Raw genomic sequence first — 11,118 nt, forward strand, 5'->3', positions numbered from 1 at the left:
TACTCAGCATGCACACCGACAAAACCCCACCACCACCCAGGCCCCTCCGCTCCCCGGCGCCGGCCGGGGGCCCACCGGATCACCCACCCAGCGGCCGGCAGTGGCCACCTTGAGCGCCGAGCTCGGCGGTGACCCGGGGGGCCAGATCCCGGCACCGGCCCGGGGGCCCACTGCGTACTGGCACCGCCACCGGTGGCCACCCTGGGCCCTGAGCTCGTCGGCGGCCCGGGGCCACCTGCAGCACCGGATCACCCGCCCGGTCACCGGCATTGGCCACCTGTAGTACCGGATCACCAACCTGGCGGCCGGCAGTAGCCGCCCTGGGCCCCGAGCTCGTCGGCGGCCTGGGGCCCACTACGCACCGGATCACCGGCACCGGCCAGCTGGACACAGCACCGCCGCCGGTGGCCACCATGAGTCCCGAGCTCGGCGGTGACCCGGGGCACCACATCCCGGCACCTGCCCGGGGCCCGCCGCACACCTGGTCCCCGGCAAAGAGCAAGCCACCCAGGATATCGAACCGTCCTGCGGCCCGAACAAAACCACCAGCGGTGTCGACCAAGGACATCGAGCTGAGCACAACCGTTGGAGCTGGCTGCCCTGGGCCTCGAGTTCGACAGCAGCTAAGGCCCGTTAGCGCCAACCCATCTCAGGGCGGCCCACGGCGCCGGCTACGCCTACCGCCACTCACCAACTCATCTGCACCTGTGCTCGCAGTCTTGGGCTACGAACCATAACGGACTCCCAATCTGGATAGTCAGTAAGGATCCAAAGCTGATGATCATCTAGCCGAACGTGGATCCAGTGATTGAATATCAAGTCTGATGGCCACCGAAAAGTATTGGCCACCACCAGAGGAAGGGAAGGGAAGGGAAGGGAAGGGAAGCATTAGAGTAACGCGAAGTAATAGGCAAGAGCCGGCGAATCTATCAATGCTGCGACACTGACGCGGCTAATGCGGTAGAAACTACTGATGTAGCCCCTTATCTCTAAGATATCTCCGACATTCCATCAACAAAAAGCCCCGCGAGGCGGGGCTGTTTGGATCTTGCGTCTGTCATATGTCTATGTAGAGATCTTAACTGGGCGCGGCAACGGCTTACAGGCGATGATTGCGAGCTGCCATTCATGGTGCTGAGGGCTACCCCATATCTGATCTGACAATGAGGCCAACTCTTCATCTGAACGGATCTGGTGCAGTTCGCCGGTCATCAGTTGATAGTGGTACACGTACAGCCGACGATAAAGCGCCTCGGACATTCTGGCCTTCCAGAAGTGCATACCCTCCCCAGTCTGCATGTTATCACTCAGGATCACATCGTAACGGGCGAGTATATAGCCGAAAAATACCGCTGACGGCAGGTCTCGAAGAGCTGCCTTGTGGTGCTGATTGAACGAGCGCCAAACCCGTTGCTGGGTGGCTGGGCGACATTTCAAGTCTTCATAGTGAACGATGATCACCTGGTTGTAATAGGCGACCTCAGCCGTCTGATCATTGACCAAGGCGATCTCGAACTTGTCACCACCGAGTCGAGTAGTCACACAGACTAGGCGGTAGCCGGGCGGTAGAGCGAGCCCCAACTCCGGCGCAATCTCCTGGATGTGCTCATGCCCCACCAGAGCTTGATACATAGCCCCGTTGGTTGCGGTCACTTCCAGATCACGGAATGTTTCTGTGACCTTGTTTGCATCGATAATGAGTTGCGGCATAGCGTCTCGTAGTTGATTGCTCATATTTGATTCACGCCTACTCTACCACTCTCCATAAGAATAGACAAAGCCCCGCAAAGAGGGGCAGGACGACCAAAACGAACTATGTCAGGCAAATCACCGACTTATTTTATCCCGAGGCCTAGTGCATTTGAGCCGAAGGTAATAACAAGCTCCCAGGGACCCCAGGCAGTAGAGTAGGAAGGGCAGCACCGTCCGATATGGGTAGGTGCTAGGAACCATGCTCGTCGGCGGAATAGACATTATCTTGAAGTTTTTGAATTTCGTCGATTTTCCGTCCGCATCAGTCAGAAAATAAGCCCCAGCCCAGTCAATAGAGAGGTCACCTGAAAGAGTTATATCATTCGGAAGCACGACTTCAACATTGTGGCGAACAAAGCCAACAGAGTGCCATTTCACCCCTAAATGGATGACCCCTATCGCCATCCATAGCCAACACCCTCCGGCCAACAAGATAACTGGAACATACCGCATTTGACTCACTTGTACCTCCCCTAGAACAACGATGTTTGGCCCTAAAGCTTCATGACCTTTTTCCTACGACTACCCGCAGCCGCCCGGTTCCAGTCATCCCGCTTATTGCTCTCAATTGATTCCCTTCCTGCTTCCCATGTTCCGCTGAAAAAGTTGGCATCATCTATTCGACCAACAGCGATTAAGGGGGTCACCAAGCGCGAAAAATACACCCTCTTGTGAATCTGAGCCGCAACTTCAAGCGGCGATCGAGAAGAAGAGAGCATCTTTTTCAAGATGGCGATAGTTTCTGCGTTATCTCTATACCAGAAAGTGACTCGAAGATGAGCCGGTTTAAGCGGTATAGAGCGGAGTATCGTTTCAAATTCTGACTGTTTGCTTTTACGTGGATCATGGCTCGCGATCTGACGCAGCAGCGCGGCATCGGCATCACGCTCCACCGACTCAAACACCTTAGCTAGGCTGGTCAATTTGCGATCATCGCCCCCCTTGAGCAGGAGCCGAGCGCCGGCCGGTGACTTCTTGGCAGCCTTTCGCAATCCTGACATTATCCGCTCAACAACATCCAAGTTGGTTGATAACCACTCTTTAGGCTTGGTTCTGGCTGATGGACTCGTACTTGATGCCGTGAAACTGAGCCCCTGCAGTTCCTCCGCCACCTCAGTGCTATACGCCTTACCGCGGCCCCGTTTTTTGGGCACATCGATTACTGGAAGTGCAAGATCCGTATTCGCTACGGACCGAGCATCCCCAATTGAATGCGATTTGAAGTGAACTTCCGTAGCCAGAGTGAGCCGTTCGTCGCTGTCCTTTGACTTTACGTTGCGATAATTAATATCTACATCTATCAGTCCCGCACTCAGCAGCTCGTTAAGGGCCAGTGAGAGTTGCCGGCGATCGTTGTGGTTGTGTCGACCGGTCTCACGTGGATGAATCTCTCGCAGGAGCTCCAGAACCGTCATAGGCCGTAGATTCAGAAACACCCGGCGTCCAATTAGCTTGCCCGGCCTGGCTGCGATCCATAACGCTAGCAGCCGGGCCATCTGTGAGTTCAACTGAATGACTGCGCTTCGGTTTATTGGCACGAGCTTTTTAGTGCTCAGGTACAAGGTCCGCAGTTCTGGAGTCGGAGATATCTCTATGGTCCCATCAGGTTCTAACCTCAGAGTACCAACGATATTCGCAATCATGACCGATCTCTTACGGGTAGTCTCATCGGCATCATCAAGCGTTGGGTAAAAGAGCAGGGCAACGCTCTTGAGTCTTGCAAGCGAGTCCACGATTTTTTTGTCCAACAGGTAATCCGATGGCCGCATATCCTCAGGAATCGGTGAAAAAAATCGCTCTATGGTCATACGAATAGGCTTGATGATGGCCTGTTCAAACCTCTCCTTAGACAGACGCCCCAACCAATGCGTGATGCAGATATAAGAGACCAAATCCATCTGAGTGTTGAGCGTTGGCCCCCTCAAAGACATATAGGCGTGACCACTGCTAAGCGGAGTGGTCAGGTGGTAAATTCTATGCTCATCCAATGCAGGTGGCGTCTTCCCGCTTGCTAACACTCGGAACATCCCCGTTTTCAAGGTCATATCCAGGTGCAAATCAATGTTCTCCGGGGGAGGGCTTCGATCTGGGTACAAGGAACGGGCTTGAAACTTATCGTACTCAACCAAGAAGTCCGTATCGTGTTCGATCACAACCGGTGCTCTTGAGTTCGCCACGACAGTGACTTCAGGCGGTCCCTTTTCTTCAGCCCCCCCCACAGTCGATTCATTGGCCTCATCCACCAGCAACGTCATTTTGTCCATTGCCGGCCAAATGATCTCCAGGGCTTGCTCTACTGACAGTTCCGGTGCCGTCGACACGAAATTCAGCAGCATTGACACCGCCGATTTGTTAATTTTTGGTAAAAGCGGGGGAGCCATCACTTTAATAACGTCAGCAGGGAAGCCCTGCTTGGTTAAATACGCCCCTAAAATCGCGTTTGCGCAGCCAATTTTATCAACACTCATGTCTGTCACCCTCACCTGTGCATATGCTGAGCACAACCTGTTTAAAAGCTGTTCGTAAGCTGTTGCTATCTACAATTTCAGCCTCATTAGAGGCTTTACGGCATAGTAGATAAGAGACCACGGCATAGTAGATAGCATATCACGGCATATAACATAGAGCATCACGGCATAGTAGATAGGAGAACACGGCATAGTAGATAGGAGAACACGGCATATAACATACGAGTTAACGGCATATAACATAGAGCAAAAAAAATCTAATTACATCATGATGTTATGCCAACCCCCATCTTTAAAGATCTTAAACAGATCAAAGATATTAAAAGATCACTAGATCAAGAGATCATAAAGAAAGAGATCAATGATCTATAATAAGGTGCTATCGTTCTCTTCTCGATGGAGTCATTTTTCGGACTCAGAATCGGGTTGCAGCCCCCAAGCGAGCTAAAATTAGCCCCTATACAGCGCTCTGGTGGAGGGTTGGGCCTGAGGCAATGCCTTGGCATACCCCGGCTACGAACGCCCTAAAAACCGCCATTCCTGCGATTTTATGGATAGGTGCAAATCTGCTTAAAAAACAGTCCCATCCTATTGGATCCACCAAATGGATCCACTGGATCTATGGTTGATCCGTTTTTTAACAGGCCTTGTTTATCTCATCTCATCAATAACCAATTGCTAATCGTTGAGTTAAAACCACCCGAAATGGATCCAAGACACGTAAATCCAATACTCTGGGTTCGATCCTTGACAGGGTATGACAAAGCTCGACGATCTGGAGCGACAAAAACAGGCGCCCTAAGTTCAAAACTTGGTCTCATTCAGCATTCGTAAGATCCGATGGGGTTAACATACAACTTTCGGTGCGGAGGCATGTTATGAGAAACGTAGCAAGGAAAGGCGATCCCACCAGCACTGGTGGCGAGATCCAAGACGGGGACAGCAGCTGGATCAGCGAAGGCTCCCCAACCACATATATCGGGATGATGGCGAACTGCCCTGCTTGCAAAGTCGGACAGGGCCCTATCGTCGCCGTTGGCCCCCGCTCCATCATCGGCCCGGGCGGGCCGGTAGCGCTGCAGGGTGATTATGTCGCCTGCAGCTGTCCACCAATGAGCAACACCATACTCCCCGCCCAGGGGACGACCGTCGGCGACAATCAAGGGCCCCGAGCGGGAGCAGCCAGCGTCCCCGCAGAACCATCGGCACCAGCTCCCACCAGTTCGCCGGCGACCCCTCTTGTCCCGCTGGTTGACCCCACGGAACATCGGATCGGCATCTTCTTTGATGGCACCCAGAACAACCGGTACAACAGCAAGCTCAGGGAGCAGTGTGAAGAGGCAAGCACCGCGGCCTGCCAATCAATAGAGAAGCTGATAGGCAAGGGATCGTCATACGACGGCGGCGCCACCAACGTAGCCCGTCTGCATCAGGTCTATAGCGGCTCAGCAATCTACATCGAGGGGATCGGCACCAGTACCGGCAAAGCCGACTCGAATTTAGACATGGCCTTCGGCACTGGCGCAACTGGCGTCATATCCAGGTCAGAGGAAGGCCTGGCCAAGATCAGCACCATGATCGCCGGCCTCTCGTCCGGCCCGGTGGCGGTGGATGTTTTCGGCTTTAGCCGGGGTGCTGCCGCAGCTCGGCACTTCGTCAACATCCTTCTGGAATCCAACCAGGGGCGCGAGGTGCGCGTCGCCTTCGTCGGCCTCTTCGATACCGTGGCAGCAATTGGCCTGGACACCACTGATGACGACAATGCGCCGGTTCGCCTCTACATTGCCCCAGGGGCGGCGGAGAGGGTTGTCCAGTTGGCAGCCAAGGACGAGTACCGGCTCAACTTTGCGCTTAACTCTGTACAGCCAGAGCACACGGAACTCACGCTTTTCGGTACCCATAGCGATATTGGTGGCGGCTACCTGGCCCAAGTCGAAAAGACGCCGATCATGCGCCCCCTCGATGCCGTCCTAAAGTTTGGGGACGATGTGGCCTACAAGAGATTCGAGGCAGCAGCCAATGCTAGGCTCCAAGATGCTGCTGCCCAATACATGGAGTACGTGAAAGACAGCAGCCAGATCAAGCCGACCATCGGCACTTTCTCCGTTGTCTCCAAGAGCGATGCGCCAATGGTGGGCTATGTAGCCAATGCGATCATGACTCGCACAGTCAAACCGGATCTGCAGCTTCTTGCCGGCCACCTCATGCAGACCATAGCGCAGGAGAGCGGAGCGCCGCTTTCCCCTCTATCAGACCCGGTACCTGGGGAACTGGCCTTTCTGTTCAGCAAGTACCTTGATCTGTGGCATGGGAGCGGTGACATCACCCTATCCAAGGAACAAACCGAGCTGCTGATGACGGAGTATGTTCACTGCTCCGATAACTGGACGCCGGTCGGCCCCCTCTACGTGAACGCCCCCGCCCCTGGCCGGGTTCGTCGCATCTACCAGCAATCACCGGGGAAGTGACACGATGAAGCGAATAGCGATTGCCATAGCCCTTTCCATCACGCTGGTGGCTTGTGGAGATGCCCAGGAGAAGCAGCAGCACCGCAAGCCTCCAGAAGAACAGGTGATCAGTGAGCCAGCCCATGGGCTTGGAGTCCTGTTTGGGAAGCCAGACCCCAACTACACTCCACCTGGCACACCAGTTGATAGTCCGGGCTTTAAGGTGACTCTCCCAGAGGATCGCTGGGAAGATACCACTATCAGCAAACAAGAGGGCAAGCCAAGCGAGGCTGCTGGTGTAGATAAATGAGAGCTCGCGGGCGGATACTGGTGACACCTGAGCGGCAAGCTGCAATGATGAACTAATCAATCAACACGGAGGGCAAGCAATGTCCTTTACTGCGATCACCCTTGAGGCCGCCCAGGCCATTGAACCAACTGAACTGTCCGGCGTCATAGACGGGATACCGGTCAATCCTGCCGATCCACCAGCCAGAGACATCAAGAATGACGAGCGCGAAACCGAAGAGCTGATACTTTGGTGGCGCCAGCCGTACTTGCAATGGAACAAAAGAGGGCACTGGGAGATTAGATGCCTCGATGGCGGCGCATGGGACCGTCCCACGTTCATAGGCAGCCATGATGAGCTGGCCGGAGCCATCGAGCTGGCCAAGAAGCCTACCCGCGCGTATGCCATATGGGAGCGGCAGGCCATGGAGAACGGCGAAGCCCTAATGAGAACGCTGGGGCTTGATGAATGAGAAAAGGGCGTCTTTGTGGCGCCCATGTCTCACCGCTCGCGGCATCCTGCCCATTCAGGGGCTCAAACCGAGACCCACAACAACCTCAGTTCTGTTCAGCCTCCTGTTTTTCCTCTTACTTGTCGTGGTTGTCCAGGGGCTGCCACATCATGGCACCAGCGGCCTCGTTACAAGCGATGGCTTGCCACTGCTGGCCAGCCTCATCAACAGCGACACAGCCCGCGACCCAATGAGCAGGATCACGCAACTCGTTCACCCAACCCTGCACCTCGCCTCGATAGACCACAACCACGCCGCCACGGCCTGTATAGCCCTGCTCCTGCCGCCATTGAGTGGCCAGCTTGCTATCTGATGGCATCGTTATTCCATCCGAACTACTTCTACCGGTTTGCCGCGCAGCTTTCTGGCCGCTTTGGCGGCTTCCTCGGCGGTAATCCCCTCCACTAGGTAATGACCACCGCCGCGACTAGGGGTCGTCTCCCCCAGTTGCGCCATCGAATCACCCAACTCCAGCTGAATGCGCTCAGAGACCCAGCCATGGAGGCGCGGATAAACCGCAACCCGGCAAGCGCTGGCCTCGGTCACCGCCTTCTCGACATGTTCAGAAAATACCTTGGCCATCACTACTCCTTTGGTCTAACTCGTCCGCATCGGCGTAGGAGTACATATTCGTGATCAATTAGCTCTGATTCTCATCATCCAACCCGGAAGCGGTATATCCAACCATCGCGTTTTGGTAACGAACCGCAGCGATATGAATACGGACGGAAGACAAAAGCCCCGCCGCGGCAACGACTGCAGACAGCCATGGATTTGACCCATAGTTTGCTAGACCAAGAACCAGAAGCATGATGCTGATGCCGATCATGTGGCTGGCAGTTACAATGCCATGGGCTCGAAGTCTGGCAATCATTCTGTTCATTTGTGGCGTTTGTTCCTCGTAAAAATCAAGCGCTGAAGCGGTTCAGAAGCTGGAGGCGACCCAATAATCTCTGAGCTTTGCTATCCTGGCTCTGAGAGGAGTCATCCAGTTCTATATTATTCTTATCAAAAAGCGCTCTCAAGCTGGCTATGCCTCTCTGGGAGGCTTCATATCGAGACCGCCTCAGGATTTCCCTTACTTCACGGACAACAACCTTACACTCGTGCTCATCAAGCCAGCCGATGCCCCGACGAGTATATGGCAGGCTAAGAAGGTGCTGCATCCATGCATAGGCTTCGTGCTTATTCATTCTGCCGGAGTCGACCAGGGTGTTGATGCTGGCATGCGCCTCGCGTCTAGCCAATCGGGTATCTCTGTTGGCAACAGAACCGATCGCGATGTCAGTCCCTTCTCTGCAGCTAATGTAGCTATCGCAGGCATCACGGTTGCAACGGTAGATCATCGTTTTAGCCGGAGCGGCAGGATACACCACCTGTTTGCTGACGAGCTCCAGAGGAGAGCCACAAAACCGGCAGTCCTTTGGATGAAAATGACTATATGCTGTGTTGCGAGCCATATGCACAATCCTGATGAGAGGGTTGTAGCCATTGTCTCGTGGTACTCAGGAATGCAAGTTTGAGTTGCAGCCAGGCCGGCTGTGATAACTCATACTAGGCATGGGTAAGGGGGTCTACACCTGGGTGTGAAGTTGGGAGTGCAAAACAATCTCGGGTTTAGCCCAAAAATACCCCTGCTGCAGATTGAATCCGAGTATTTGAGATGAGATCGCTTGGTTGTAGGTTTCGATGCGTTCAGCGATGATGGGGATCCCCTTCTTCATACAGGCATCAATCCCTTCCAGCATAGAGGGGGGGTAGCCGTGCGTTTGCCCACACTCAAACTTCACTATGTCCCATTCAAAATCATGCAGTCGTGTAAGCGTGGAGTATTTCGTGCCGAAATCATCCATGACAAGTTCGACACCCATCGATCTAAGGCTATCCCATCGTTTTTGGAGCGTAGAGGCTGTGACCAGCTCGGTGACTTCTACCAAAATGTGGTGCTTGCGGGCCAGCTTGAGGATCAGAGTGCGCCATTGATGGAACTGGTGCTCAATTGCCAAGGTATGCTCACTCACATTGACCAGTAGTTTTAATTCTCCCTTAAGGAGCTGGTCTGCGAGCTCGAGAACGGCTTTATCGATGTCGAACCAAGAGTGGTAATCGGAGGTAGGAGGGGAGAACCTTGATAGGCCACTATTTCTCGCAAGCAACTCATAGGCATGAATCGCCTGCTTCTCTGTGTCGAACACTGGTTGCCTAGCAATGAGCATTAACTTTGGTCCCCTCTGAAATTGCCGCGAGAGAGTCTACCCCTCTGACGCCGAGTAAATCCTATGGTGAAATCGTGACCTATTTCTGGTGTTAGTTATCCACAGAATTGCTGGATAAGTATCCTGCGAACGTGTGGACAGTTCGCTGCAGCCATTGCCAGGACTGCATTACTGGCAGCACTTAGCTGCAGCGCCGTTGATATGGGTTATCTAGCACCAGGGAAGCCGGTAAGAGGCCAGGTCATGACATCCGCAAGCAGGTCTTCATATTCAGATTGTGCTGCCCGGCCAAGAGCTATTTGCAGCTTGATTAGGTTGGTAGCCAAAGCCGTGAAACCAACCACCTCGGTGCAACAGCTTTCGCCATTACGCGCCGCGGATAAAATGTCAAAGGAGTGATTGAAATCGGGCAGCCTGGCAGCGTCATGAATGGCATCGTAGATCAAAGCCAGCCGCGATATGGACTCAAAGGCCAGTTCCGGAAATGCATCCAGAGTTGAGCCTATGTTGTGGCCAAAATATGGTGCAATGACGGAACCGGCCTGGCAGGACAAGTCACTCGAGATTTTCTCGATTCTTTCCAGCATTGAATTCAGAAACTCCTGGGAATACCCAGCCCCCTGATCACCCAGTTGTTGCAACACGTCGTTCTTGATTTGCTCCTCAATGGACATCAGGATCAGTTGATACGAGGCGTGAACTGCTCGTACACAAGCAGTCAGTGGTCTGTGAGGAATGAGTTCCTTATGCCAGGTGGCCAAGGGATGGGACTTCAGTTCCGCATCGTCTGCGTCAGAGTAGGAGTAAGTTACGAGCGGCCGGCCATCGAGGTATATGATGTTGTGCACCATGACGACAAAGCCGTTCTTAGTAAGCCACAGGGAACCAGCTCTGACCCTTGAATCCCCCTGGTCAGTGGTGTTGGGTAGTGCGTGTATTGCGGTCATTTATTCCTCTCAACATTAGTGAATAGTAAGGCTGCGATGGTGCAGTTCGCTGGAGTCGATCAAGTATCGATGCCGGTATAGCTCGCTGGCCTGTTGGTTCAACGGCACCAATACCCACTCCACGTCTGAATGACAGATAATGGAGAAACAGTGGTCGTTGATAATGAAAATATCACCTGGGAAGTGCCGGCATTTTGATAGGAAATCATCACGCTGAGCCAACGTCAGTGGCTTGCACTCTGCGTAGTTCAGAATTTTTTCCCGTTCGCTAACCTGCACCGGCAGGTCTATGGTGGTGGCGATTGCTTTGCTGAAGTCCATAGGGTCCCCCCATTGTTTTTGATAAGTTGGTGACAGGATAAAGTGCTTTTTTGCAATGCAAGGGGGGCCCCCCGGGCGGCAAGCACCTGGACCTGACTCTTATACACAAATAGCGGTCTGAACGGAACTTTTCCCGTTTTCCAGGATCTGATCTTCCATGTGACTCC

The 11,118-nt window shown here is 53.8% G+C and carries 12 protein-coding genes; 3 read left to right on the forward strand and 9 right to left on the reverse strand.

What is annotated here, in order from left to right:
• Positions 1-1,065: 1,065 nt before the first annotated feature.
• Both PG899_RS22935 and PG899_RS22940 read right to left on the reverse strand, forming a co-directional pair.
• Positions 1,066-1,710, reverse strand: a complete 645-nt coding sequence (locus tag PG899_RS22935; RefSeq protein WP_210538280.1) for a hypothetical protein — start codon at positions 1,708-1,710, stop codon at positions 1,066-1,068.
• Between the two features lie 536 nt (positions 1,711-2,246).
• Positions 2,247-4,220 carry a hypothetical protein gene (locus PG899_RS22940; protein WP_210538279.1) on the reverse strand — a complete coding sequence of 658 codons (1,974 nt, stop codon included), beginning with the start codon at positions 4,218-4,220 and terminating at the stop codon, positions 2,247-2,249.
• An 878-nt stretch (positions 4,221-5,098) separates the two neighbouring features.
• Between PG899_RS22940 and PG899_RS22945 the strand changes: the two genes are divergently transcribed.
• The 3 genes from PG899_RS22945 to PG899_RS22955 all read left to right on the forward strand — a co-directional run bounded on the left by PG899_RS22945 (position 5,099) and on the right by PG899_RS22955 (position 7,428).
• Positions 5,099-6,688, forward strand: a complete 1,590-nt coding sequence (locus PG899_RS22945) for a PAAR domain-containing protein (protein ID WP_210538278.1) — start codon at positions 5,099-5,101, stop codon at positions 6,686-6,688.
• A 4-nt stretch (positions 6,689-6,692) separates the two neighbouring features.
• Positions 6,693-6,977: a hypothetical protein gene (locus PG899_RS22950; protein WP_210538277.1), complete on the forward strand. Its 285-nt coding sequence runs from the start codon at positions 6,693-6,695 to the stop codon at positions 6,975-6,977.
• Positions 6,978-7,056: 79 nt separating this feature from the next.
• On the forward strand, positions 7,057-7,428 hold the full coding sequence (locus tag PG899_RS22955; RefSeq protein WP_210538276.1) for a hypothetical protein: 372 nt from the start codon (positions 7,057-7,059) through the stop codon (positions 7,426-7,428).
• Between the two features lie 115 nt (positions 7,429-7,543).
• On the opposite strand, the gene PG899_RS22960 is transcribed toward PG899_RS22955, so the two are convergent.
• The 7 genes from PG899_RS22960 to PG899_RS22990 all read right to left on the reverse strand — a co-directional run bounded on the left by PG899_RS22960 (position 7,544) and on the right by PG899_RS22990 (position 10,951).
• Positions 7,544-7,786: a hypothetical protein gene (locus tag PG899_RS22960; protein ID WP_210538275.1), complete on the reverse strand. Its 243-nt coding sequence runs from the start codon at positions 7,784-7,786 to the stop codon at positions 7,544-7,546.
• A 2-nt stretch (positions 7,787-7,788) separates the two neighbouring features.
• Positions 7,789-8,049 (reverse strand): hypothetical protein, encoded by a 261-nt coding sequence (locus PG899_RS22965; RefSeq protein WP_210538274.1) that lies wholly within the window; start codon positions 8,047-8,049, stop codon positions 7,789-7,791.
• 58 nt (positions 8,050-8,107) lie between these two features.
• On the reverse strand, positions 8,108-8,350 hold the full coding sequence (locus tag PG899_RS22970; RefSeq protein ID WP_210538273.1) for a hypothetical protein: 243 nt from the start codon (positions 8,348-8,350) through the stop codon (positions 8,108-8,110).
• Between the two features lie 25 nt (positions 8,351-8,375).
• Positions 8,376-8,927: a zinc-finger-containing protein gene (locus tag PG899_RS22975; RefSeq protein WP_210538272.1), complete on the reverse strand. Its 552-nt coding sequence runs from the start codon at positions 8,925-8,927 to the stop codon at positions 8,376-8,378.
• 114 nt (positions 8,928-9,041) lie between these two features.
• Entirely contained in the window at positions 9,042-9,683 is a 642-nt protein-coding gene (locus PG899_RS22980; RefSeq protein WP_210538271.1) for an EAL domain-containing protein, read from the reverse strand.
• A gap of 206 nt (positions 9,684-9,889) precedes the next feature.
• A complete protein-coding gene (locus PG899_RS22985; RefSeq protein ID WP_210538270.1) occupies positions 9,890-10,630 on the reverse strand; it encodes a hypothetical protein in 741 nt (246 codons plus the stop codon).
• Positions 10,631-10,645: 15 nt separating this feature from the next.
• Complete coding sequence (locus PG899_RS22990; protein WP_210538269.1) at positions 10,646-10,951, reverse strand: hypothetical protein; 306 nt, start codon at positions 10,949-10,951, stop codon at positions 10,646-10,648.
• Positions 10,952-11,118 lie beyond the last annotated feature (167 nt).

It is taken from the genome of Aeromonas sp. QDB39, assembly GCF_027707585.1.
GTDB lineage: Bacteria > Pseudomonadota > Gammaproteobacteria > Enterobacterales > Aeromonadaceae > Aeromonas > Aeromonas hydrophila.